General features: G+C 66.8%; 21 protein-coding genes and 1 pseudogene. 12 read left to right on the top strand and 10 right to left on the bottom strand.

What is annotated here, in order from left to right:
* Nucleotides 1-10 precede the first annotated feature (10 nt).
* The 4 genes from pglW to ACTRO_RS36545 all read right to left on the bottom strand — a co-directional run bounded on the left by pglW (nucleotide 11) and on the right by ACTRO_RS36545 (nucleotide 9,371).
* Nucleotides 11-4,468 (bottom strand): BREX system serine/threonine kinase PglW, encoded by a 4,458-nt coding sequence (pglW, locus tag ACTRO_RS36560; RefSeq protein ID WP_051451937.1) that lies wholly within the window; start codon nucleotides 4,466-4,468, stop codon nucleotides 11-13.
* A 206-nt stretch (nucleotides 4,469-4,674) separates the two neighbouring features.
* Nucleotides 4,675-5,328, bottom strand: coding sequence for a hypothetical protein (locus ACTRO_RS36555; protein WP_034270626.1), 654 nt, complete (start codon nucleotides 5,326-5,328; stop codon nucleotides 4,675-4,677).
* A gap of 172 nt (nucleotides 5,329-5,500) precedes the next feature.
* Nucleotides 5,501-8,665, bottom strand: coding sequence for an AfsR/SARP family transcriptional regulator (locus ACTRO_RS36550; RefSeq protein WP_034270623.1), 3,165 nt, complete (start codon nucleotides 8,663-8,665; stop codon nucleotides 5,501-5,503).
* Nucleotides 8,666-8,882: 217 nt separating this feature from the next.
* Nucleotides 8,883-9,371 (bottom strand): helix-turn-helix transcriptional regulator, encoded by a 489-nt coding sequence (locus ACTRO_RS36545; RefSeq protein WP_034270621.1) that lies wholly within the window; start codon nucleotides 9,369-9,371, stop codon nucleotides 8,883-8,885.
* A 380-nt stretch (nucleotides 9,372-9,751) separates the two neighbouring features.
* Between ACTRO_RS36545 and ACTRO_RS47740 the strand changes: the two genes are divergently transcribed.
* A complete protein-coding gene (locus tag ACTRO_RS47740; protein WP_157436645.1) occupies nucleotides 9,752-10,114 on the top strand; it encodes a hypothetical protein in 363 nt (120 codons plus the stop codon).
* Between the two features lie 77 nt (nucleotides 10,115-10,191).
* Here ACTRO_RS47740 and ACTRO_RS36540 read toward each other — a convergent pair whose 3' ends face one another.
* The 5 genes from ACTRO_RS36540 to ACTRO_RS36520 form a co-directional block, all read right to left on the bottom strand.
* Nucleotides 10,192-10,629: a hypothetical protein gene (locus tag ACTRO_RS36540; protein ID WP_034270619.1), complete on the bottom strand. Its 438-nt coding sequence runs from the start codon at nucleotides 10,627-10,629 to the stop codon at nucleotides 10,192-10,194.
* A 173-nt stretch (nucleotides 10,630-10,802) separates the two neighbouring features.
* A complete protein-coding gene (locus ACTRO_RS36535; protein ID WP_051451936.1) occupies nucleotides 10,803-13,187 on the bottom strand; it encodes an ATP-binding protein in 2,385 nt (794 codons plus the stop codon).
* Nucleotides 13,188-13,307: 120 nt separating this feature from the next.
* Nucleotides 13,308-13,514 (bottom strand): DUF397 domain-containing protein, encoded by a 207-nt coding sequence (locus tag ACTRO_RS36530; RefSeq protein ID WP_034270616.1) that lies wholly within the window; start codon nucleotides 13,512-13,514, stop codon nucleotides 13,308-13,310.
* Between the two features lie 524 nt (nucleotides 13,515-14,038).
* Nucleotides 14,039-14,365, bottom strand: coding sequence for a hypothetical protein (locus tag ACTRO_RS36525; RefSeq protein ID WP_034270613.1), 327 nt, complete (start codon nucleotides 14,363-14,365; stop codon nucleotides 14,039-14,041).
* A 100-nt stretch (nucleotides 14,366-14,465) separates the two neighbouring features.
* Nucleotides 14,466-14,759 (bottom strand): hypothetical protein, encoded by a 294-nt coding sequence (locus ACTRO_RS36520; protein ID WP_157436644.1) that lies wholly within the window; start codon nucleotides 14,757-14,759, stop codon nucleotides 14,466-14,468.
* A 342-nt stretch (nucleotides 14,760-15,101) separates the two neighbouring features.
* On the opposite strand from ACTRO_RS36520, the pseudogene ACTRO_RS50070 reads away from it, so the two are divergent.
* Nucleotides 15,102-15,451, top strand: a pseudogene (locus tag ACTRO_RS50070) (IS1380 family transposase); the annotation flags it as partial.
* A complete protein-coding gene (locus tag ACTRO_RS46360) occupies nucleotides 15,444-15,614 on the top strand; it encodes a transposase (RefSeq protein WP_084316795.1) in 171 nt (56 codons plus the stop codon). The pseudogene ACTRO_RS50070 and the gene ACTRO_RS46360, both read left to right, overlap by 8 nt.
* Nucleotides 15,615-15,771: 157 nt before the next feature.
* Here the strand turns inward: ACTRO_RS46360 and ACTRO_RS36515 are convergent, their stop codons facing one another.
* Nucleotides 15,772-16,254 (bottom strand): NUDIX domain-containing protein, encoded by a 483-nt coding sequence (locus ACTRO_RS36515; protein ID WP_034270608.1) that lies wholly within the window; start codon nucleotides 16,252-16,254, stop codon nucleotides 15,772-15,774.
* A gap of 234 nt (nucleotides 16,255-16,488) precedes the next feature.
* On the opposite strand from ACTRO_RS36515, the gene ACTRO_RS50560 reads away from it, so the two are divergent.
* The 9 genes from ACTRO_RS50560 to ACTRO_RS50555 all read left to right on the top strand — a co-directional run bounded on the left by ACTRO_RS50560 (nucleotide 16,489) and on the right by ACTRO_RS50555 (nucleotide 24,552).
* Nucleotides 16,489-17,841, top strand: coding sequence for a tyrosine-type recombinase/integrase (locus tag ACTRO_RS50560; RefSeq protein WP_063628132.1), 1,353 nt, complete (start codon nucleotides 16,489-16,491; stop codon nucleotides 17,839-17,841).
* A 141-nt stretch (nucleotides 17,842-17,982) separates the two neighbouring features.
* The gene (locus ACTRO_RS36505; RefSeq protein ID WP_051451934.1) at nucleotides 17,983-18,432 is read left to right on the top strand and encodes a winged helix-turn-helix domain-containing protein; all 450 of its coding nucleotides are present in this window, start codon (nucleotides 17,983-17,985) and stop codon (nucleotides 18,430-18,432) included.
* 86 nt (nucleotides 18,433-18,518) lie between these two features.
* The gene (locus ACTRO_RS36500) at nucleotides 18,519-18,758 is read left to right on the top strand and encodes a hypothetical protein (RefSeq protein WP_157436643.1); all 240 of its coding nucleotides are present in this window, start codon (nucleotides 18,519-18,521) and stop codon (nucleotides 18,756-18,758) included.
* A 3-nt stretch (nucleotides 18,759-18,761) separates the two neighbouring features.
* Nucleotides 18,762-19,052 (top strand): transposase, encoded by a 291-nt coding sequence (locus ACTRO_RS36495; RefSeq protein ID WP_034260505.1) that lies wholly within the window; start codon nucleotides 18,762-18,764, stop codon nucleotides 19,050-19,052.
* Nucleotides 19,049-19,969: an IS3 family transposase gene (locus ACTRO_RS36490; RefSeq protein WP_084315865.1), complete on the top strand. Its 921-nt coding sequence runs from the start codon at nucleotides 19,049-19,051 to the stop codon at nucleotides 19,967-19,969. Before ACTRO_RS36495 ends, ACTRO_RS36490 begins: the two co-directional genes overlap by 4 nt.
* Complete coding sequence (locus ACTRO_RS36485) at nucleotides 19,962-20,312, top strand: transposase (protein WP_157436642.1); 351 nt, start codon at nucleotides 19,962-19,964, stop codon at nucleotides 20,310-20,312. The genes ACTRO_RS36490 and ACTRO_RS36485 overlap by 8 nt, the downstream gene beginning before the upstream one ends.
* 404 nt (nucleotides 20,313-20,716) lie before the next feature.
* Nucleotides 20,717-22,963 (top strand): argonaute/piwi family protein, encoded by a 2,247-nt coding sequence (locus ACTRO_RS36480; RefSeq protein ID WP_034270603.1) that lies wholly within the window; start codon nucleotides 20,717-20,719, stop codon nucleotides 22,961-22,963.
* The gene (locus tag ACTRO_RS47735; RefSeq protein WP_157436641.1) at nucleotides 22,960-24,273 is read left to right on the top strand and encodes a PD-(D/E)XK nuclease domain-containing protein; all 1,314 of its coding nucleotides are present in this window, start codon (nucleotides 22,960-22,962) and stop codon (nucleotides 24,271-24,273) included. The genes ACTRO_RS36480 and ACTRO_RS47735 overlap by 4 nt, the downstream gene beginning before the upstream one ends.
* 78 nt (nucleotides 24,274-24,351) lie before the next feature.
* The gene (locus ACTRO_RS50555) at nucleotides 24,352-24,552 is read left to right on the top strand and encodes an FAD-dependent oxidoreductase (RefSeq protein ID WP_051451933.1); all 201 of its coding nucleotides are present in this window, start codon (nucleotides 24,352-24,354) and stop codon (nucleotides 24,550-24,552) included.
* Nucleotides 24,553-24,556: the final 4 nt, after the last annotated feature.

Here is a 24,556-nt window from a genome sequence, read left to right as displayed (position 1 = left end):
TCGCCGGTTGTCACTCGTTCGCGCCGCTCTTGCGCGGCTCCTCATTGTCTCCTGCCGGCGGTTCGTTCACGCCGCGAAGCACCTCGGCGGCGGCACGGCCGAGCACGATCCATTCACCGTCCGGGATAATTGTCTCGACCGTCCTGCCGTCGAGCTGAGGGGTGCGCGCGGCGTTTTCCGCGGCGCAGAGCAGCCACAGGCCGTGGGGCGAGGTGCCTGCGCGCCGTGCAACCTGCTGAAGCTCCGTCAGGAGTTCCCGGCCGCCGAGATCCCAGTACCGTGCCAGCAACCCGGCGTTGTGCAGAAACAATGTCGTATGCGCTGCAGGGCCGCCTGCCGCGTCGCGCCAAGCCGCGTGCAAGCGCGAGAAGACCTCGGTCACGTATCCGGCGTAGGCGCTCGGCGCCTGCGTGCGTGCCAGAGCTTCGCTGCTGACCCGCAGCCTCCCGTCCACGCGCAACACCTTGGCCCAGTCCTGTCCCTTCTCCTCGGCAAGCGTGCGGAACGTGGTCAGGAAGGAAGCGTTGACGTCGATGGCATGCACTGCGTGCCTGGCCGCGACCCCGGTGGCTACGCCGGGCAACTGTCCGACGTGCACGGTCAGCGCCCGGAAACCGCCGAACTCCACAGCTTCGGCCAGTCGCTGCAGCGCAGCGTGCCGGGCGGTCGCCGGCGTTCCGGCGAGGTTGGTCGAGGTGCGCCCGGGCGTGGCGGTGGCCGCGAGCGCCGACCGCTGCGGACCCCGGAACACTCGGGCAGCTACGTCGTAATGCAGGGGGTAGCCCGCGTCCTTGAGCGCTTGCTCGAGCTGAGTGTAGGTTACGTCACCGAAGCCGAGTTCCGGGAACCGGACACGGACGCGGGCGAGCAGGTCGTTCACCGTCACACCGGGCGCATGCCCCACGCCAACGGCAGCCTGGGAAAGGCGCAGGGCGCGGTCCAAGGGCAGTTGGCGCGGATACAGATCGCCACGTGGCGAGGCATGCGCCTCCCTTGACGCCGCAGCGGCCAGGGAGACCAGGCGTCCTTCGCTGAGCGGCGCTAGGTGCTCGGCGACCGGCACCGCGCGCAACAGCGCTCGTACCGCCGCCACGCTTGGGAGCGGTTCGTTACCTACGGCCTGGTCAGCGGACCGCCCCAATTCGTGGGCGTAGCCGACGAGATCCGCCATCGCCGGTTGGGGCGTGGATGATCCGGCCGACGCCTCAATAGCGACGTATACCATCCCGTCACGTCGGGTTTCGCCAAATCGCGAGTCCTCCCGGTCGTTCTCCACCCACAACCCGGCCCTGACCACGGCAGAGGCGTAGCACAGCGCCAGGTCCCGGTCGGCAGTGCCTGCTCCGGCCTGGGCACGCAGTTCAGCAGTGAGCTCGGCCGCCGTCATCACGCGCCCTGCCCGAAGCAGCAGGTCGTGTATGTCGTTGCGGACCTGCTCCATCCACGGCAGGGCACGCCACTTCCGGACCGCGTGTGGAAGCGCGGCGTTGACCGCGGTCTCATCCGCCAGCCCGGCAGCCCGTGCAGCTTCCCGGTTGGTCGGCCACCGGGCCGGCAGCGCGGATGGACTTTGCCCGGCATCCGGGTCGGGCAGGCCGAGGAAGGCGCGCATCACGGGGATGTGCCTGGACCCGCCGAGAGCATCGACGAGGTCGCGTGCCATCACATCGACCGGCTTGCGCTCGGATGCCGTAGCGGACGGCGACTCCGTATCTTGCGCATCCGATGGCTGGGTGTCAGAGACCTCTGCGATCGAGGGTGGGGCGCCGCGCAGCCGCGTTGCCCACTCTCGGTAGCGCTTGTTCAGCTCTCGCTTGGCGAGCGTGCCCGCGCCCCGTTCCGTATTGATCAAGTGCTGCGGCACGCCGAGTAACCCACCCACGGTCGAAGCGCCCAGCGCCTGCGCCACGTCCAACGCCGCTGGGCTCAGGCCTGCCACGTCGAGGGCTGCGGCGAGATCGGCGGCGGCCGCGGCGGCGTCACGCTGCGCAGCGACCTCCTGCGCCGATCCGCTCGGGCGTTCCTGGCCGGAGGCCACCTGCGGGGTCGTGCGCTCGGCCTCGGTGAACACCCGCCGCCACGCCCGGTACATCTCCCCGCAGCTGTCGAACCTGCGGTCCGCGTCTCGGTGGAGCGCCCTGCGGAAGAATTCGGTCAGTCCGTCGCGCAGCGGCTCGAGGAACTGCTCGGAGGAAATCGTCGGGTACTCGTCCGTCAGGGACTTGGGGTCTACTGCGCCGTTACCCCAGATAGGGCGCTCGCCCGACGCCATCTGATGCAGCGTCACCGCTGCCGCGTACCTTTCGGCGTGCGCGTCGAACCGTGTTCGCTCACCCCGGGGGCTTAGAAACGGATCCAGGTAACCGGTCGTGCCCGAGGTCAGGTCCGTGGCGGGCCTGTCGGACAGAGAGAAGTCGAACAGCAGCAGCTCCCGCTCGTCGTTACGCGGGATCTTGAATACGCCAAGGTTGTCCGGCTTGATATCGCGGTGCACCACCTCGTCGCGCTCAAGCACACCCAGGGCATGGAAGAGGTTGTCGGAGAAGTTCTGCAGCCGCACGTACGGGAGCCGGCCCTTCTCACGCAGTTCGCGGCCCAAGGTGCGCTCGCCCGCATACTGCATCAGCAGCACGGTGCGCCGCTCCTGAAGCTCGAACGGCCCCTTGACCAGACGAACGATCTGACCTCCGCCGACCTTGCGCAGCGCATCCGCCTCGGCGCGCAGCCGGTCGGTCGCATCGGTCTGGTTCAGCGCCACCTTCAGCACGTGCGTGGAGATCTGCACCTCACCCTCGTCATCTTCACGCAACCGTTCGACGAGCAGGACCTTCCCGGTCCCCCCTGTGCCCAGTTCCAGCTTGACGAACAACTCCTCGTCCAGCCAGTCCCCCGGGCGCGCCTCGAGCGGGTCGACGTAGCGTACCGGTGCCTGTGCGGCCACCGCTTCCTCGCCGAGGCCGCGCTCGATCTCCGCGAGCCGGTCGAGGAATTCGTCCACCGACTCGAGGCGGTCATCCGCGCTGAACCGCGTCGAGTCGTAGATCAACTGATCCGCATCCTGGCCCAGCCCGTCGACGAGGGCAGCCGGGTGCAATCCCTGCTCCTGCTCCAGCCGCGCCAACAACTCGCCCTCGCTGCGCGCCGGCGGCTGGCCGGTCAGGATCAGGTATCCGACGGCGCCCAGCCCGTAGACGTCGAGTGCCGCCGGATCCGGGTACTCGGCAGAGAATTCCGGTGCCAGGAACATCCCAGCCCCTTCGGCCAGGTGACGGCCCGTGACAGCGTCGCGACCGAGCGACTTGATCCGCGACATCGCGGTGGAGGAGAAGTCGCGCGCTGCGGTCTGCCAGTCGATCACCCGCAGTACCGGGTGGGCGCCCTCGCGCCCGGCCGAGACGTAGATGGAGCGGGCCGCGAGGGTTCGGTGGTAAAGCGAGCGGCGGTGGGCGTAGCGCAGAGCCTCGGCGAGCTGGCGCACGAGGCCGAGCCGGGTTTCGAAGTCGAGCTGTTCCTCGTAGATCGTCAGGTAGCGGTCTAGGCGCAGGTCCTCGGCCGAGTGCCGGAACAGGATCGCGGGTCCGGCCTTGTGTGTAGACCAGTACCAGGCTTCCGCGATACCCCGGTGTCGCAGTCCCTGCAGCACGTTGTATTCACGCTCTGCCGCCCGAACGACGGCGGTGCGGGCCTGCTCGCTGGCGTCCTCTTCCGTGAGGTAGATACGTACCCTGCCTTGCTCGTCGGCCAGTCCCGTACGCCGAGCGAGCCGATCCTCCCAGGTCGGGCCCTGGTCGAGAGGCTTCGGCTCCAAGAGCCAGTCGTCCCCGAACTTCAGGTGAGCACGTGCCGCCGCGACGCCGATCTGGTGCAACAGCTTCGGCAGTTCGTCGGTGAAGCTCTCCGAGATACGGCTTTGCACCGATTGGGGCGCGCGACCAAGTAGATCGGCCCAGATCCTCGGCAACCCGGTGCTCCGGTCGTCGCGGCCGAAGACCTTGATGCGTTCGCCTTCGTCCAGATGCGATTCAAGGTCGGGCGAGGAGAGGAAGACTGCGGGCTCGATCCACGGAATCTGGATGTTCAGCCGGAGCTGCTTCGCGGCCTTCTTGAGCCGATCACGCAGCTCTTTGCACTTCAGGTCGGTGGCGTGGAGCGGATTGTGCTGGTGGAGGGTGTGCGCGCGTCCGTCGGACCCGGTGAAGCGGGACGTCCAGTCCGCGCCCCGGTTGGTGATCCTGCCAGGGTGGCCCTTGAGCTCAACCAGGTAGAGCCCGCCAGGCGTGGCGATGAACAGGTCGCACTCGTTGATCCGCCCGCTCAATGCCGTGAAGCTGAACAGAGCGACGGCCCGGTACGGTGGGGCGTCGGGCATGAACGAGCGGATGTGCGAGAGGCCCTCCTGCTCCCAGGAGTACGAACTTTGAGCCAGCTGCGTCCAGCGAGATGCCAGCCGATCCGGGCCCTGCGTCACGAGGCCCCTCCCCTTCATCCGTTCGGCACCTTGACCCACGCCAAGGCACAGCACCGTTGCGGTCGGTGCCGAGACGGTGACACCCCATCTTGCCAGCTCTGCGCTGGGGCGTGCCACCAACTTGATCGGCTCGGCATCCTCGGCCGGAGCCCTCGCCTCCACGACGCGGCGCCAACCGTGAAAGAGGGCTGGCGCCGCGTCTGAAGTCAAGGAAGTCGGTGAAGGGTCTTACCCGACCGGATCTCGACCCCGGCGATCCGCGCCCCCACGCTCGGCGCCTTGTCGAACCAGTCGGCAGGAAGGCGCAGCGACTCGGGCCAGCCGTGGTGGCGCACGACGGCGGTGATGCTGCAGTCGATCAACTGGACGACCAAGGCGGTGGCGCCGCGGACGTACCCGCTTTGAATCGACGGACGGCCCGCCCGCGTCTTGAGCGCCGTGTCTTTCGCCGACCCGGCAGCCGGGGTCTCGGAGCGCATATCGACCCGCTCGCGTGCGTCGGCATCGGCGCACCACCAGTACCAGTCTTTCGTCGCGGCGGCGTCGGCCTTCTTGTCGTACAAGCCGTGTGTCGCGGCGTCACGGGCGCTCGATGCAGACAGCAGCGCCTGGAATATCGTCGCCGTACCGGCGCGCAAGTCTTGCCCGTCGGCGCCGTACTCGGCTTCCGGGTCGCCGTTGCCGGCGAACCGCCAACCTGCCGGGCGTTTTCCGACGTACCAGGTCGAGACCCACGCCTGCCAGGTTTCGGTCAGCGGGGCGTTCAGCGTCCCGGAGTCGATCAGCAGCGCGTCGAGCGGGTGGCGCCCGGCGCAGTACTTGCCCCGCGCCTCCTCGGATTTATTGCTGCCGGGCCACACGGCCTTTCCCGATCTTTCCGGTTCCCGGCATTGTTCGCCCAGTGTGCGGAGATCGCGGCCGCATGCGGTACGGCCACGTGCGCTCGACGGACGCTCGTGGGCACGGTTTCGTCCCTTGCCGCCCTCGTCTCCAGGTACGTCGCTCCTCGAACGCCGGCGTGGCGGTTTCCGTTCAACTGTGGGAGTGCCGCCGGTCCGGCACGTTGCCTGGGGCGGGGCTATCGCTATAGGTGTGTCCGAGGAGCCGGTAAAGGCCCTGTGCTCGGCGGTGTTGGCGGTGTGCGGCGATCTTCTCACCGCGGTAGGCGAGGATGGTGCCAAGTGCCGCGCGGGCATCGGCCTCCTCGATCGGCGCGTTCGCGTTGCGAGAAAAGTCTATGGCCGTGCGCAGGTGGGCAATGGCCTCGCTGTGCCGACCCTGTGTTGCTTCGATGTGCGCGGCGGTGATTTCGGTGCGGGCACGCTGTTTCGGATCTCCGCGTTCGGCAATCAGGTGTTCGGCCTGGCGCAGGTACGTCTGTGCGAGCGCGCCGTTGTCCGTAGCGTTCGCCGAGGCGAGAGCTGTGAGGCTCTGGAGTTGGTAATCGTAGTCGCCGAGGGCTTGGTACAGATCGAGCGCGGTGCTCAGGGATTCGCATGCTGCGGTGTCATCGCCGGCACGGTGGGCGAGGATGCCGGTATTCAGGGCGAGGGCGGCGAGCCATTGCGGGTCGGTGCGTGCGGCTCCTTCTCGGCGCGCGCGCTCAAGGTACCGGGTAGCGTGCTCGATCTGGCCGGTGCGCTGATAGAGCTCGGCGAGATTGATCAACACCTCGCAGACCAAGGCCGGGTCTCCGCCGTCATCGGCGATCTCGAGCGCACGGCGGGCAGCACTGACGGCATCGATGAAGCGGTTTTGATCGAACAGGACGAGGGCGCGGTGGTAGTGGGCCAGGACACGGCCGTGGGGCAGGAGGAGTCTGGCGTAGAGCTCGTCACTGTCCCGGTAGGCGCTCACGGCGTCTTCGTGGCGCCCGGAGCGCCAGTGGATGCGGCCGAGTTCGAGCAGTGCGTCGGCTTCGCCGCGGTCATCGTGGAGCGCGCGCCAGGCGTTCAGCGCCGAGGTCGCCGTGTCGGTCGCGTCGCCGAACGCTCCGGTCCGCACATGCGCGGCGGTCAGGTGCACGAGGAGCTGGGCGAGGTCGGCGTCCGGGGGCCCGTTTCCCGCTGCGGCCAGGGCGCGGTGAGCGCGGGTGAGGATCTCGACGGCTTGGGGCCACTGGCCGCGCCGGTCGAAGTAGGGGGCGAGGATGGCTGCGAGGATGCCGGCGTGGCGGTGGCCGGGGGTGTCGGTGTGCGCGGCGAGCGCGAGCAGGTTGGCCGACTCGGTCTCGAGCCACCGGTGCGCTCCTGCGGGGGCGTCGGTTGCCAGCTCGGCGACGAGCGGGCTGGTGGGAACGCGGGCGGGAAGGCGTCGGGTGGGGCGCAGGGTGCGTTCGGCGTGTGCGGCTGTGGCGAGGTAGAAGGCGGTCATCCGTTCGAGCGCGGCGTCGATCTCGATGGTGTCTTGTCCGTCGGGCGGCTCGTGGGCGGCGAAGGAACGCAGCAGGTCGTGCAGGCGGTAGCGGTGGCGGCTGATCTCCTCGATCAGGTGCTGCTGCACCAGTGTTTCGAGCAAGACGTCCGCGGTGGTGGTATCGACGTCCGCGAGCGCTGCGGCGGCGTGGATGCCGAGATCGGGGGTGGGCTGGTGGGCGGCGAGCCAGAACAGGGCGCGGTGTGCGGCGCTGAGCATCCGGTAGGACAGGTCGAAGGCGCGGTAGACGGGAGCGGAGATGTGATCGGAGGGGTTCGGGGGCGGGTTCTCCAGGTGCTGGACGAGGTCGGAGAGGGACCATGCCGGGTGGGAGCGCAGGTGGGCTGCGGCGACGGTGATGGCCAGCGGCAGGCCGCCACAGTGTGCGGCAAAGCGGCGCAGGTCGCGGGTCTGTCCGGGGAAGCGGCGATCGGCGACGCGGGTGAGCAGGCGGGTGGTGGCGACGTCGTTGAGTGCGCTCAAGGTCAGGTGCCGTGCGTCCGGAAAGTTCACGAGGGGCCGGCGGGAGGTGACCAGGATGATTGAGCCGGCACTGACCGGGAGCAGCGGGATGATCTGGTCTGCCTCGCGCACGTCATCGAAGAAGACCAATATGCGTCGGTTGTGGGTGCTGCGGCGCCAGAGCGCGGCGAGTTCGTCGTGTGAGGCGGCTCGCCCGAGTTCCTCGACTGTGGTGCCGAGCGCCTCAAGGAGCATCACCAACGCGGTGCGGGAATCCAGCGGGTTCTGGCGCGGGTCGTGTGTGCGAAAACTGACCTGCAAGGCCCCGTCGGGGCAGCGCGGGGCGAGTTGGTGGGCGGCGCGCAGCGCGAGCGCGGTCTTGCCGATCCCGGGCATCCCGTCGATCGCGTACAGCGCGATCCCCTGCGGCCGGGCGAGTTCCTCAGCCACCGTGGCCATCAGTCCATGCAGGACCTCGTCGCGGCCGATGAGGTTGGCCGGGTCGCGGTCGAGGGTGCGGGGTGCGAGCGGTCCGGTTCGCGCGGGCGCGCGGGCGGCGTCTCTGATGGCGAGGGGCTCGCCGCGTAGCACGGACTGATGCAGCGCCGTGAGTTCGCGGCGAGGTTCGACGCCGAGTTCTTCGCGAATGCGCAGACGGGCGGCGCGGTAGGCCTCGAGGGCTTCGGCTTCGCGTCCGGCCGAGGCGAGCGCGGTCATGAGCATCTCGATGGCGTTCTGGTCGATCCGGCCGGTGCGCACGAAAGCGGCGAGCTCGCTGATCGCCTCATCTCGGTGGTTTTCGGTGCGCACGTCCAGGCTGATGCGGGCGAGTTGGCCGGAGCGGCGGCGCGCGAGCAGGTCCTGGCGTGCGGCCTCGGCCCATCTGCCGGTCAGTCCCTCGAGCGGTTCGCCGCGCCAGAGCGAGTCGGCCTGCACGAGCAATCCTCGGGCGCGTTGCAGATCGTGCTCGCCTGCGGCGGAGTTGGCACTGACGATCAACTGGTTGTAGCGGTGCGTGTCGATCTCGTGCTGCTCGGCGTTCAGACGGTATCCGCCGCCCGCCGTGCTCACGATGACCCCGACCGCGTCGCCCGCCGCGCGCAGGCGGCTGCGCAGTCTCGATATGTACACCTGAAGCGTCTCGCGGGCCCGGCCGGGCATCTCCTCGTCCCACAATCGCTCGGCGAGCGTCTGGACCGGCAAAGCCCGCCCGGCATCGAACAGCAAGATCGCGAGTATGGTCTGGGCTTTCGCCTGGCCGACCGTGTAGCTGCGCTCGCGCGCCCACACGTCGACCGGGCCGAGCAGGCGGAAGATCACGACCCCTCCTCACGGGCCGCAGCGTCGCGACCCGCCTTCTCTTCTGACATCGGAAAAAAGACCAGACCGAGTTGCGCGACTCCGATTTCCCGTAAAAAATTCGCACACATGAACGAAACATCGGTCGTGCAATATGCAGCAGCAATTGCGGTCGCACACGTGCGGATATCAGTGCTCGACTACAGGATATCAGCCGTATTTCCGATGCAATAGGGCGTCAAACTATAGGCTGCCATTGAATGTCGGATTTGAGTGATCCGACCCAGGACGCGAGCACGATCAAGCGCGGGGAGAGCTGGGCGCGCTCGAGGTGCGCGAAGGACCACGGCGAGATACCGATCTCAGCCGCCACCGCCGCACGGCTAAGCCCGATGGCGGCGCGCTCGGCACGCAGCGCCACGGCCAGCCGCCGGAGTTCCGTGCGCTCCCACGGCTCGCCGGCCACCACATTCGCAGCCCCGTCGCGCCTGCGCCCGTCCCGGTCGAGCACGACGAGCCGCACGCCGATCTCGCGGCCGAAAGCGCAGAAGTTCTCCCACGACGCCAGGCGGCCGCCCTCCCACTCGGTCACCGAGGACGCGCGCACACCCAGCGCCTCGGCAACCGCCTGCTGCGTCAGGTCTGCCTCGATCCGTGCTTCGCGCAGCTCGGCCATCCACCGCGCCGCCCGGGCCTGCGCGGCCGGATCCGCGTGGGCGCCCGTCATGGCATCGACCTTCGCGCGCGGCCTTCCACAGTGCCGCCGATACGCCTCCGGTGGTTCGGGCGTGATCGCACGAGCCCACCCCCTCGTTCGTCCGGCCCGGCTCCCGTCATCGTACGCAAGACGGCCGTGTTCTCGAACCCTGGGCACACCGCCGCGGCGGTCGAACACAACAAGCGCAGGCGTACGCAACGCGTACCATACGCGCCGGTCGGTGGCGCCGCCGTGATCCAGCACGCGTCAAGATTAATTAGAAGACGATTTCCTAGTGACCTGTGCATTTTCCGAGTCCCGGATAGATGATCTCCGAGTCTGCCCACCGGCTGGCGCTACTATCCTGCTATCGACTCAGAGCACGTCGATAAACAAGAGGGAGCATGCTGATGAGCGCGATACGTCTACGCGCGGCCGCCGTGACAGGAGTCACTGCAGCAGCGGTGGTCGCCGCGGCGTGGACCGCAGGAGAGACAGCCGCGGCCCCGGGTCGCGACCTGATGTGGACTGGTGGAGTCGCCAGTGTCACCAGGGTCGTGGTGGCGTCGGGAGCGAGCCGTGACGCTCCGGTCGTTGCCGCTGCGGAGGACTGCACACAGCAGGCCTCCGGCCGAGGCGGCGCGGGCGAAATGCGTGCGCCGCTGTGGATCGAGCGCGCCAGCAGCGAGAACGCCGTGGCGCGCTCGCAGTGGGTGGAGTACGGGAGCGCGGCCTACGTGCTCTGCATCCGCACGCACTCGCGCGAGGCCTGATCCGCCTTCTGCGACGGCCCGGTGGGATCGACTGCGCGCGCAGTCGATCCCACCGGGCCACACTTCAGAGCGCGATGCTAAGCCGGTCCGTGATCAGGCTGCCCAGATGGGTCGGGGCCGTTGATGTGCGCGATGTTTCTGCCCATGACCACCGGTCCGTGGAAAGTACCGCCGCTGATCGTGTTCGTGACGGAATTGTCTTGCGGCATCTCCGGTTCGATGCGCGCGGCCTGGGCCAGCCATGCGGTGAGCGCGAGCGCGAAGTCCTGGTCGAGTGTGGATCGCACGGCCAGGGCGGTGCTGAGCCGCTGGGCCAGCGCCAGGTCGCCGGGACGGTTCTGCAGCGCGACGAGTTCGTTCTCGCCGACGCTCACGCCGGGCTGCGCCGGCCCAGTGCGGGTATGCCGCAGAGGTTTGCGCACGAGCGCAGTCAGTGAGGCCCAGGCCTGTTTGCCCATCTCGCCCCCGGCCCCGCCGGCGATCGCCGCGAGCAACCCGACCGAGATCGGATCCATCCCCTCCACCCCCTCAAAAGAGCTGCTTCGCAGTTTACGACGAAACACGGCCGTGCTGAAAACGCAGGTAAGCCAGCAGCGGACGGCCTGGCACGGCCGTGCGGTGGTCAGCGGTCATGCAATGGATCTTGCGCGCCAGGGGCGTTGGTAGGCCGCGCAGGGCTCACGTGCTGTCAGCCATCGGAGAGTAGGTGGGCACGCAGGTTCGCGGCGGCCGGGTCCTCGTAGCGCTCCAGCAGTCTCACCGCCTCGGCCCGCAAGGAAGCGCGCTCCGTTCCGTCCTCGCACGCCTCGGCGAGGCCGGCGAGCGCGCCGGCGGTATCGAACGCCGTGGCGTGCTCGCGGCCGACCGCGACCGCGGTGCGCAGAAAGTCGATAGCCTCCTCGCCGCGGCCGAGGCGTGTAAGGGCCTGGCCGATCGCGGTAAGGGTCCGCGCCTCGCGCTGACGCTCGCCGAGCGAGCGGGCCAACCCGCAACACCGCCAGTAGCCTTCGAGTGCAAGCTCGGTTCGGCCCGCAGCCAGTTCCTCGCTCGCCTTCTCGAAATTGACGGCGTATTCGAGCCAGCGATTCGCGCCCGTCTCGGCGAGTCCAGCTTCTGCGCGATCGGAAAACTGCCTCGCCGCTGCGATGCGCCCGGCCGCGCGCTCGATGCGTGCGAGAACGAGCAGGGAACTGATACTCAAGGCCCGGTCCGCGCCCGCGTCCTCGAACAGCGCCAATGCGTCCGACGCACGCGCAGCTGCATCCTCGTTCCACCCGCCCGTCTCCGCAAGGTCGGCGAGATTGCCCTGAGCAACGCCCTGCCACACGGTCAGACCGGCATCGACGGCCTGCGCCAGCACACTCCGGAAACTCTCCCCGGCCGGTCCGAGGTCTCGATTGGAACGGTGCAGCAGGCCCAGCCGGTTCTCCGCGTCGATCATCCGCGGCACGTCGTCGGCTTCGGCAAAGACCTCGCGCGCGGCACCGAGCGCCTCACCGGCCTGCGCGGGCCTGCCGGTGAGCATAAGCGCGCTCGCCCGCGTCAACAGCACGTGCGCCTGGCCGAGCCGGTCGTCAACCTGCACGGCCGCTTCCAGGCCGATCTGCGTGATCTCCAGCCACTCGTCGACGCTTCCCGCCGTGGCGTGCAGCGGGCCGAGGCTCACCGCCAGCCGCCACGCCTCCGCGTCAAGGCCGATCTCGCGCGCTGCCCGCGCGATCGGGGCGAGATTCGCTTGCTCAGCCTGGTACCAAGCCGCGGCATCTTGCCGACCGGTCACCTTCGCGGCGGCCGGGAACGGGGCAATCTCATCCACCACGCCCGCCCGCAGGTCCTCGATCTTTTGACCGGCAGCGTGCGCCGTGTGCAGATACCACCGCACGGCCCGGGCGACCGCGTCACATCGCTTTTCCTCCGCCTCGCCCGCACGCGCCTGTTCGGCGGCGAATGTCCGCAGCAGATCATGAAACTGGTAGCGGGCCGGGCCGCTTTGCTCGATCAGATGCGCACCTGCCAGCACATCGAGAAGCCCGCCCGCCCGCGCGGCGGTCTCACCGAGAAGCGCCGCCGCGCACTCGATCCCGACATGCGGGCCGGGAAACAGCCCCAGCAGACGAAACGCGCGGGCCGCCGCGGGCGGCAGAGCGCGATAGGACCAGGCGAACACCGTGCGCACCGCGTCAGCCTCCGTCTCATCCTCCGCCGAAAGCACCTGCCAGAGCGAGGACTCCTCGCGCAGCTGCCCGATGAGCGTCTCCAGCGGCATCATCGGCCTGGCCGCAGCACGCTCGCCCGCGATCCGCAACGCGAGCGGAAGCCGAGCGCACAGCCGAGCGAGCTCCACCAGCGCCTCCGGCGGATCCCCGCTGCGGTACGGCCCGGTTGTCACCGCCACCAACTCCACCGCCTCCGACTCGGTCAGCAGCCCCACCGGCACCCGCAACGCCCCGTCCCGCGCAGCCAGGCCGGACAGACGGCTGCGGCTGGTCACCACGACCAGGCACCCAGCCCCACCCGGAAGTAGCGGACGCACCTGGCCGACCGTGGCCGCGTTATCCAGCACCACCAGCACGCGTCGATCCGCGAGTAAAGAGCGGTACAACCCGGCCCGCTCCTCCATGCCCGCCGGAACCTGGCGCGGCGCGGCGCCGAGCGCCTGCAAGAACCGCCCGAGCACCGCGGACGGATCGAGGGGGCGCACCGCGTCGTAGCCGCAGAGGTTGACGAACAACTGCCCGCCCACGAAGCGGGAGCGCACCCGGTGGGCGAACCGCACCGCCAACGCGCTCTTTCCCACCCCTGCCGTGCCCACCAGCACCAACACCTGCGCCGGCCCGGCGCTACCCGGCTCAATCGCCGCCGCGAGTCGAGCCAGCACCGCCTCGCGCCCGACGAACCCGCGCACATCCGCCGGCAACTGACCCGGCACCATGGCCGCACGCCCACCGCCGTGGAAATGCACCCCGCCGCTGATATCCCTGGCCTGCAACACCTCCCCGGCCGTGCCCGAAAGTATGGAGGAAACCGACGCCAGTTCAATACGCGGCGGATCGAGGCGACCGTCTTCGTCCATGGAACCTCCCCGACAGGCCCCTGCCCGGCGCCTCAGGGCCCTAACCGCGATCCGGGCAGGTCGCGGCGGCCCGCTCTGAAACCAGGGGATGGACCGCCGCGGCACACCACCGCCTTCCCGCTATTCGAGCGGCATCGTGAACTCGCCGTGGAACACGCCGAGCTCGAACGCCTCCCACTCCCCGCGCTCGAACACCAGCACCGGACCCTGCGGGGCCGCGGCGTTACGCACCCACACCCGCTCGCCCTCGAACCGCACCTCCACGCAGGTCGGCGGGCTGTCGCTGCTGAAACTGCTCTTGAACCATCCCTGGTCCTGCCGACACATATCGGCCTCCTTCGACCTCCACCCTCCGCGGCACCCCAGCACCATCAGTGCCCGAGGCTCGCGCTATGCGGGAGGGACTCGGTCTGTCGCGGCATGTGGCCGGCCACCCCTACGCCCTCCCTGTCGAGAATGCTGTTTCCGCACCGCCCTGACACCGCGCTTACTTCTTCCTTGACGTCACGCTTGCACCGCTTACCGCGCGGCGCGCTCCACCGGGAACATAACCGCGTGCACGGCGAAGAGACGATGTGCTGCCGAAGATCGCAAATTGTCCGCAATTCCGATGCCGTAGAGGTCGGGTGTTCATCTCGCACGTCACGCGACCCGCAGACTGGGGTGCCCCGAGTAGCACCCGGCGACGGCCGAGTCTTCTACCTCCTACCAGCGCCAATCACCGAGGGCAACCTGCCCGATATTCTCAAACCCGTCTACCCACGGCTCTATAAGCCCGCCGTGGAAGGCCTGGTGGGTCAGTTCGATCTCGCCGCGGCCGAGCCGGCGCAGCACGGTATGTGTCGAGGGTGTCAGGCTTGCCGACTGCGTTCATTCACGAACTCGGGCAGTGGCTCGGCTTCGTTCCACAGTTGGTTGTAGTAGCGGGCGAAGTAGGCAACCGCCCGGCTTCCGCGGATGCGCAATCCGGTCATCTCCTGCTCGGTTTCACCGGAGAAGGCGAGGAACACCGTGGCGTCCTCGGTATCCGCGTCGATGATGCACATGTTCAGCGAGTCGGCCCTGACGTGCCAGTCCAGGACGCGCACCTCGTAGTTCCGTACGCCAGAGGTTTCGGCATCGTGTGCTCTGGCCGACGCGAGCATCGTAGAGTCGGGCACTGCGATGATGCGTCGCATCGTGCGTCGCGAAGGATCTTCGCGCGCCCACTCGATGATGTTGCTGAAATATGCAGTCGCATCCCTGCCTGCGAACTCCGTCGGCGGCAGGCTCCGGATGTTACGTGGCCGCGACGCTGCGCCGGGCCTGCGAGATGCGCCTCCACATTTCGGAGTAGAACTCCGCGTTAGTTCCGTAGTAGTCCATCGACACAGTCGGCTCCGCGCACAGCTTCTCTCGAATCTCCAGAGCTACTTTGAGGATCAGCAGCAACGCGGCAAATACGGCGGGCAGTTGCCACGCGATCGAGAGGGAGTACAGGCCGCAGACGATGGAATACACCACCAGTATGACCAGCAGTATCATCATCGCCCGGCGTTCGACGCGTTCCCAGTCGAGTCGATCGAAACTCATGCTTATCTCCTTGCTGAGTTAACGGCGCGTGACGGCCGCAGAGAGGAAACGAAAATTCGTAGGAACAACGGCACCAGTGTGCTGATGGGCTGTCTGGTGTTCAACTCTCACGTGCTGGCCGTGGCTCCCAGCCCTCATGCGTTCGTACACGGTCATGGTTCCCTGCGGCGTAGCGGCTCCAGTCGGTGCCGGTCTCGGCGGCCAGCCGAGCGGTGGTGTTTTAGCCTCGGCGCTTCAGTAGCGACGTCCGGATCGTGGTCCTGATATACGAAAGTGCCCTCTGAGCTGGAATGATGTGGCTTCTCTAGGGTCACATGTTCCACTGCAGGGAGCACTTTCGAGGTGAAGAGTACATCGTCGCGTCCGCGTCTTGTCGTCTCGTCCGAGGGGCGGGGTGTGGTCGGGCGTGCCGGGTCACGGCTGTTGGCGGACTTGGCGAGACCAGGGGGCTGGAGTCCGGGTTCGTCGATGCCTTGGCGGCGCTGCGGCAACGGGCCGGCGGGCACGCGCCGGGGCGGGTCGCAGTGGACCTCGCGGTGACGCTGGCGGACGGCGAGGCGATCAGCGACCTCGCGGCGCTGCGCGACCAGGGGGATCTGTTCGGCCCGGTGGCATCCGATCCAACGGCCTGGCGTGTTCTGAAGTCGATCGACGCCGCGGCGATCACACGGCGAGGGCGAACTCGTGCTCGCCGAGCCCAAGAAGCTGCGCTACCGGCTGCTGCACGTCGCAGCACGCATCACCAGATCCGCAAGACGCGCACACCTGCACATTGCCGAGCACTGGCCCTGGGCGAAACAGCCGGCCACAGCCTTCGAACGCCTCGCCGCCCTGCCCAGGCCCCGCACCTGCTGACCGGCTACGACAACCCCGCCGGCCACGACCTGAAAGAGCCCGGAAGAACCCGACCACCCGCGTCGGCACCTCGACATGCCCCCGAATCGAGCGCACCAACCGGCCACCGCCCAGCAGGCTCAGAGCACGAACTCACACGCTTCGCGCAAGACACAGGCTAACCGAGGTGCTGATGGCCAGAAGCAAGATAACGCTCGTACTGGACGAGGCGCAGGCGCATGGATCGGTCCATCTGCAGCTTGGGCAGTCGTGCCACCTCAACCCAGCACACTTCGCTCGACTCGCTGCTCGCGGTGGGCTCGCCACCGACGGCGCGACCGACCAGCACGATGGAGAATTCTTGTCGGACCTCGTCGTTGCTTGTGTAGTGAATCACGTGTCGTGGGTCGGTGAAGATGCCGATAAGTCCCGTGATCTCGCAATCGATGCCGCTCTCTTCACATGTCTCGCGTACAGCAGCGTCGATCATGGATTCGCCGAGGTCGATTGCGCCGCCAGGGACGGCCCAGTTCCCGTTATCGGTGCGGCGGATCAGTAGGATTCGGCCGGAATCGTCGGAGACGACGACGTTGACGGACGGAACCATGCTGTTGACCGCAGGGGCGGTCGGGTCGTCGAAGTAGTCGATCCTCCTCGCCATCGCTTCTACTCTCTCGCTTCAAGCCGGACGCGATTTGCCCGGTCACGTGACCACCAATCTCCCATCACTGGCGACGTGGCAGCAAGCAACACGCGTCTGCGTTCTGAGAAGCTTGAAGATCCACGAAATCGCGCCAATCTGGTGTCGCCGAGCCCCTACCCGTGACTCGGCCTCCGCCCCAGACCTCGTCCAGCGACGACCGGCAGCTCTCGGCATGAGCACGGAAAGTTGAGAATGAGCAGATCAAGAAGAAGCAATGGTAAATCGTCCTGCTATCTCGGCGCAGACGGTCGCTGGCACGGCCGCGTGTCGGTCGGGCTCAAGTCAGACGGCTCACCTGACCGACGCCACGTCAGCAGCAAGGACAAACAGACCGTCCTCGAAAAAATCGAGCGCCTCGAAACACTGCGCGACGCCGGGAAAGCGGTACCTCCGAGTCGCATCCCCACGGTCGCCGAGTGGATGCGCACGTGGCTCGACACCATCGCGCCGCGCACCGCCCAGCCGAGCACCGTGAACGAGATCTACCGGCCCAAGGTGGAGCGGTGGATCATACCGATACTCGGTCGGCACCGGCTCGACCGACTCTTGCCCGACCACCTGGACGAGTTCTACACGACGTGTGCAGCCGCCGGTCTGTCGACCAAGAGCGTGCTGCTGTTGCACCAGATCGTTTCGCGCGCGCTCAAGATGGCGTTGCGACGGGAAAAGGTGCAACGCAACGTGGCCACACTCATCGACGCCCCGACCCATCGAGACGCGGAGATCGAGCCACTCAACGAAGCTGAGGCACGCGCCCTACTCGACTCAGCCCGCACCATGCGCAACGGTGCGCGATGGTCAGTCGCACTGGCCCTTGGGCTACGTCAGAACGAAGCGCTCGGCATGCGCTGGAGTTGTGTAGACCTCGGGGCCGGTACGGTGCGTGTCTTCCAGATCAAGCGCTCCCGCTATCAGCACGGATGCCCCAACCCGGCGGCCTGCGGCGCTGGCCACCACCGCCGGGCATGCAAGAGCCCATGCACGCGCCACAGCCGCTGCCCGACACCCTGCGCGAGGGGATGCACCCTGCACGCCCAGTTCTGCCCGCAGCGCTTTGGCGGCGACTGGGCATTCAAGCAGCCCAAGAGTGGGAAAGCCCGCACCGTCGTCATCCCGCAGCCACTCATTGAGCTTTTAGCCGAGACACGCAGACTGCAGGAACAGGAGAAGACCGCGGCCGGAGCCGGCTGGATTGACTGGGACCTGTGTTTCCCTGACACCGACGGCAATCCGCAGGAACCCCGGGATGACTGGGCGCACTGGAAAGAATTGTGCTTGAAGTCAGGAGTGCGCGAGGCCCGGTTGCACGACGCCCGCCATACGGCCGCCACCCTGCTGCTCGAGCAGGGCGTCGACATCCGCGTTGTGCAAGAGATCTTGGGCCACTCGACGCTGGCCGTCACGAAGAAGTACACGCACGTCACCCACCGCCTCGCGCGGGACGCGGCGGACCGGATGGCGCGAGCTTTGTGGCCCGATGCGACGGAAGGTACCACTGCGCCAGCGATCCCGACAAGACTTTCGACCAGCGCGAGATCCACCTGAAGAGGGGTCACCAAATCTCGGCCTCACCATCGCCGTCCGCCGCGATTCCGCCGTCAAGGTCGCACGGCTCGTCAGGGCGATCGGTAGCGCCTCGCACCCGGCCCGCCACAGACGGTAGCGGCGCGTCGTCGACGCGAGCAGGTGCGCCTTGCCGCGATCGAGCTCATGGACGCCGGGTGCGGGGACACCGAGATCGCGAGACGGCTGCGGGTGACCCGCAAGAGCGTGTTCGAGTGGCGACGGGCCTATCGAGGCGGCGGCCGTGAGGCGATGGCCTCGATCGGAGCCGCAGGCCGGCAGCCGTATCTCACGACAGAGCAGATCGCGCAGCTGACCGCGGTGCTCGATGAAGGGCCCGCGGCACACGGGTACGACGACGACCAGCGCTGGACGCTAGCGCGGATCAGAGACCTGATCGCTGAGCTCTTCGGTGTGCGCTACAAACACCTGAGCACGGTCCCGCGGCTGCTGCACCGGGCCGGGTACTCCTGGCAGGCACCGACCCGGCGCGCCGCCGAGCGCGACGAGCAGGCGATCGCCGCGTGGCGTGAGCAGACCTGGCCTGAGATAAAAGGACGGCCTCGGAGCTGAACGCCTGGCTGTGCTTCGAGGATGAGGCCGGCCAGGGAATGCGGCCACCGCGTGGCAAGACGTGGGGACCGCGTGGGGTGACACCGGTGGTGAAGGTCACCGCCGCGGGCACCAAACGCGTCTCGTTCGCGGGCGTGCTCGGCTTCCGGCCGGGCGCCGCTGACCGACCGCGCCTTATCCACCGCAGCATCGTCTACCACGGACGCAAGAACCAGAAGAAGGGCTTCGACGAGCACGACTACATCCGCCTGCTCGACGCCGCCCTGGACCCCCGTCAGTCTCGTAGACATTCGGAGCCGCTAAGGTGGCTGGTCTACGGAGGTTGAGCAGTGGGAGCAGCACGGAAGAAGTACACGGCCGAGTACAAGGCCGAGGCAGTGGACCTGGTCGTCAACTCGGGGCGCCCGGTCGCTGAGATCGCCCGCGACCTCGGCATCCACGAGGCGACCCTCGGCAACTGGGTCAACCTTGCCAAGAAGAACGGCACCGTCGCCGAGAAGCCCGTCACCGCCGACGAGCGCGCCCGCCTGCGGGAACTCGAAGACGAAAACCGCAAGCTGCGCATGGAAAGAGATTTCCTAAAAAAAGCAGCCGCGTGGTTTGCCAGCCAGAACCAGTGAGGTTCGCCTTCATCTCCTCCGCCGTGGAGGAACAGAAGGAATCGGGCATACCGCGCCGATACCGCTACCCGATCGAGCTGATGTGCCGCATCCTGGCGGTCTCCCGATCCGGGTACTACGCCTGGTCCAATCGCCAGGCCTGCGCACACGCACAGCGCGACGCGGAACTGACCGCCGCTATCGTCGCGATCGACCGGGCGCACGAGGGCCGCTACGGGATCGACCGCATCCACGCGGAACTCGCCAAGCAGGGCCACGCCACCTCCCAGCGCCGCGTCCGGCGCCTGGCACGAGCCGCGGGCCTGCGCTGCGTCCACCCCGCCGCCAAGCGCACCACCACGACAACCCAGGACCCTGCGAACAGCCGCGGCCTCGTCGACCTGGTCGAACGCGACTTCTTCCCCGACACGCCGAACGAGATCTGGTACGGCGACGTGACCTACATATGGACCATGACCGGCTGGTGCTACCTCGCCACGGTGATCGACGGGTTCTCCCGCCAGGTGATCGGATGGGCCGTGGCCGAGCACATGCGCGAACAACTCGTCCTGGACGCGCTGCGCATGGCGATCGCCCGGCGCCGGCCGCATCGGGGCCAGACCGTGATGCACACCGACCGCGGCAGCGTCTACACCGGACGCGCATTCCGCGACCTGTGCCTCGACCAGGGCATCCTGCCCTCCGTCGGCAAGACCGGGATCTGCTTCGACAACGCCGCCGCCGAATCGTTCAACGCTCTGTATAAAAAAGAACTGATACATCTGTCGGTCTGGGTCGACTGCAAGGCGGTACGCGCCGCCAGCTTCGAGTACATCGAGACCTACTACAACCGCACTCGGATCCAGCGTCAGCTCGGATACCTGAGCCCAGCTCAGTACGAGTCAATATTTGACAATAAGCTTTCATTAGCTGCATAATATTGCCTGTCTACGAAACTGCGCGGCGTCCACCCACCAGCAGCTCGGCGGTCCGATCGTACTCGTGTGGGACAACATCAACACGCATAAATCCGCCACGATGCGCGCGTTGATCGACAGACGGCCCTGGTTAACGGTCTTCCATCTCCCGCCCTACGCCCCCGAGCTCAACCCGGTCGAGGGCGTGTGGTCGGCGATGAAGTCCGGCTTGGCCAACCTCGCCAAGCGCAGCATCGAAGGCGTGAAATCCCTGGCCAAGACCAGGCTACGTCGCCTTCAGTACCGGCCGACCGCCCTCGCCGGGTTCCTGGCCAAGACCGGACTCGATCTCAAACCGCCGTAGACGCTACTCCCGCGAGCGAAGCTCTCTAGCCGCTACGGCGGTGACACGTTTCTGTCGGAGGTTGCCGCTACCGTGGTAGGACGCGGTGGATCCAGACCCGCCAGGGTCCGAGCTCCGCTGGCGCAGGAGCGATTAGCCGCTGAATAGCCGCTGCTGCGTCCTGGGTCGGGGTAGCCTCCGGTTCCGCCTGAGGCTAACGTGGCCGAGCCACGGCCAACCACGCTCGTCGCGCCACCGATCTTCGTGTCAGCACATCTGGTTTGTTGATCCTTTGCGTCGGAGTCAGCAGTAGCCCGGCGCAAGGCATTTGGATAAGGAGCTCCGGTCCTATGCCAGGCACATCCAATGAGCGTGCCGGATACTCGTCCCGGCCGCCCGGTTCACCGGCGCGGGGACCGAATATCGTGCTCAACTACCTGCCCGTGCGCTACAAGCCTGGCAAGTTCTCCGCGGGCGTGTTGCCCTTCGATGGCCCTGAACAGCTCAAAAAACTGAGCCAAGACCTCGCCGCCAGCCACGTAGTGGTGCGGCTGGGCCCGTCGATTGTCTGTGTGCCGACAACCGTCGATGCACCCGTGGTTGGAGCAGCCAAGAAGTTCGACACGGAAGAAGACCTGAGCGTCGTCACACCGCTGCTCCGCGCCGCCGTCGGCCGCATCCTGACCGAACGTTGGCGCTTTGAGCTACTGCGACGCCAACCGCTCGATTTCGTCTCCAGACTGCCCGGCCGCGATCTGCTTGTGAAGGCGGCGGGTGGGGTTCACCTAGAAGGCCTGCATGTCTACCCCCAGTACCGTCTAGAAGCCCGCAGGCGAGGGCCGGGCAAGATTCCGGGCCTTCTTGTCGGCATCAAGACCCGCTACGAAATCGACTTGCCGGTCAGTGAGTTGATGCGCCGCGGCATCTCCGTCCAGGGCAGATATGTCATGGCCCACGACGGCTCCAAGCCTACGCCTGGTATGGACCCCAGGGCCTCACGTCGGTTGCTGGGAAGGGTTACAGCTGTCCACGGAGACACGCTCCAGTTGACAGACTCCAGTGGTCGCAGCGAAGTCGCGGCTTCAGACGTCTGGTTGGAGTCACGCCGGGAGGCACTCGGCGATGTCCTCGAGGTAGCTGCAGGGCGAGATTTCAAGCGCATTGAGTCTCAGCTGGCGGAGGAACAGTTCCGCTTCGGTGGCGCGGAGGGTCGACTTGCCCGCATAGAGGAAATCAGCAACCGGTTGATCTCACTCAACCCGCTGACGATCGCGCCCGATGTTCGGGCTGCCATCGGCGCGCCCGCGGGCACCACGCGGCCTGTGCCCGTCCGCAAGATGGAGGCGCCCACGTTCGTCTTCGACCTGGCCGGCGGCAAGACTCACCGCTTCGTCAGACCCGGACTTGAGAAGTTCGGCCCCGTCGACTCTGAAGGCTTCACGCCCAAGACGCCGCGTATCACACTGATCACCCCGCAGCAATTCGCGGGTCGGGCCGAACAGTATCTCAATGGCTTGCTTTATGGGCTGCCCGGCACAAGCTATGAAAAGGGCTTCGTGCGCACCTACAGCCTGGTCGACTGCAAGGTCGAGCGCGTGGTCTTCGAGGGGGGCGCCTGCGACCCGGAGGCCTACCGCCAAGCTTGCCTGCGAGCCGCGGCAGGCACCCGCCCGGACCTCGCATTCGTCGTCGTCAGCGAAGAACAAGAGCACCTCGCCGGCGATGAAAGCCCCTACTACGTGAGCAAGTCGATCCTCATGGGCCAAGGGATCCCTGTCCAAGAGGTACAGATCGAAACTATCGAGACTGCCGACTTGCCCTCGACCTGCAGCAGCATCGCGATGGCATGCTATGCGAAGCTTGGTGGCACGCCCTTCGTCATCGCCACCACACGCAGACCCATGGCCCACGAGTTGGTGATCGGCATCGGCCGCGCCGACGTCCAGACGACACGGCACGGCACGGGTCAGCGATTCGTCGGGATCACGACGGTTTTCAGCTCCGACGGCAACTATCTTCTCTCCAACGCATCGCACCAGACCACGTACGAGCATTACCCGCAGGAACTCCTGAGGACCCTCAAGAGCTGCATCCGCGACGTGGAGTCCCGAGACGGCTGGCAGCGCGACGACACGATTCGGCTGATCTTTCACGTCTTCAAGCCACTCAAGGACGCGGAGGCCCAAGCGGTCAAAGGCCTGGTCGAGCAGCTGACGTCAAGGTATGCGGGCATCGATTTCGCCTTTCTCCACGTCAGCGATGACCACGACTGGCTGATGTTCGACCCCACGGGTGCTGGGCGCCGGAGCGGGCGTCGAACCATCGGCAAGGCAGTGCCCACACGCGGCCTCGCTGTAGAGGCCAGTGGAAGCGAGATGCTGATCACTGTCACGGACGCGGCAGACATGAAGCAGCCGTTGCAAGGAGCTCCACGGCCTCTGAAAATCCAGCTCCACCGGGAATCGACGTTCACGGACTTGCACTATCTAGCCGGGCAGGTTCTCCGGTTCTCGGCTCTCTCCTGGCGCCGGTTCTTCCCCGACCATCTACCCGTCACGATCCGGTACTCGACGCTGATCGCCGACCTGCTCGGCCACCTGCGGGCCGTCACTAATTGGAATCCCGATTCGATCTTCACGACCGAGCTTCGCCACAGCAGGTGGTTCCTGTGAGCTTTGAAACACCTGAAGTGCCCGAGGAAGCACCTCTCCAGCTCCTTATCGGGGCTCAGATCAGTGCACTTGAGCAGCGAATTGCCGAAGCAATCGCAGACGGTAGCTTGGATGGACTTCTGGCACGCCATATTTTGGCGGACAAGTCCGTCGCGATCGTCTGGGATTCTAGTTTGGGCGAGCGCTGGCGAGCTGAACCTGGCGAATCACCCCTCGACGCCAACGGACTGGCAGTGCTGGGTTTCGATATCGATTACTTCCCGAGTGAAAGGCCCTCGACAGACCGAAGCGCCCTCCATGAGGGACTGCGCAGACTCGCTGATCGTGATCCGCTTCGCGACAAGCTGGGATTTCCATACCACCCCGCACAGCTGGTGGGCATCAGCCTCGCAGTCGTCGCCGCTCGAACAGAACGGCCGGAATCGTCCCGATGGTTGCGGAACGTCCTGACAAGCCCCTCCTACCGGCCACCCGACGGGTTCCTCCAACTGCTCAAGTCCTACTGCGTGGCGCTCTTGGACAGCCAACCAGCACGGATCCCTGACACAAGCCCACTCACCGACGCCGTTGAGCTGGCCACAGCCCGATGGATATCGATGGGGAGGCACGGAGAACTTGAGCATGCAGACGCCGCCCGTTTGCTCGAACAGCGGACCCTGCAAGCAGTCCTCCGCACGGATGCCAGCCGACTCTCCGCACCGCGGTGCGCTCTGCTACTGCACGCCGCGATCGATATTGTGAACACGAGCGTCGACCAGGTGGTCTTAGGGCGTTCCCACGTAAGTCTCGTGCTACGCCGTTTCGAAGCCGCGATGCGCCGCTGGAGATGGGATGACGACGCACTTCAAAATCCAATCAAATGGCCAATCACTGCCGAACGAGAAGTCCAGGATATCCTGTGGATTATCCTGCGATCCGTCTTTGATGATGTCAAGGACGAGGAAACTCTTCCAAAAGTCGGCCACCACAGCTTTCGGGCTGACTTCGGTTTGCCAAAAATTAAAGTACTCGTTGAGGCGAAGTATGCCCGGAAGTCGGCCGATTTCGAGAAGATCGAGAAAGAGATCATGGAGGACTCCGTTGGCTATCTCAACCTGACCGATCTGTATAAGGAGATCGTCGTATTCATCTATGATGAGTCGAGCTCGGTCGAGCATCATGACCTGACCCGCCGGGCGTTGCTCGAGGTCCCGGGCATCAGCGAGGTGATCATCGTGTCGCGTCCCGGGGTGCTCGCGTCTGCGCCGCCTCCGCCAAGGCGTCCGCGCAAGAGCGCAGCCTCCCGACCACGCGCTACGCGACCAACATAGCTACGGGATTGGCCGCCGCCCTCCACGAAGGGGGACACGGCGCCACCGCTCTACTGGCCAGGTCTGGGAGTCGGTAGAGTGCGCGCAGCCGATTTTCGCCTCGTTTTGGCCGTGATCGAGAGGATTCTGATGGAGGTCCCGACCATTGTCGTGGGCGCCGGGCCGGTCGGCCTGACCGCGGCGATCGAATTGGCCCGTCGCGGCGTGCCGGTGCGCGTCATCGATCGGCTCGCGCTCCCCACCACAGAGTCCCGGGCCATCGGTGGTGTACCCCCGTAGCCTG

The organism is Actinospica robiniae DSM 44927 (genome assembly GCF_000504285.1).
GTDB classification, from domain to species: Bacteria; Actinomycetota; Actinomycetes; order Streptomycetales; family Catenulisporaceae; genus Actinospica; species Actinospica robiniae.
This window is presented reverse-complemented; position numbering and strand designations above follow the sequence as displayed.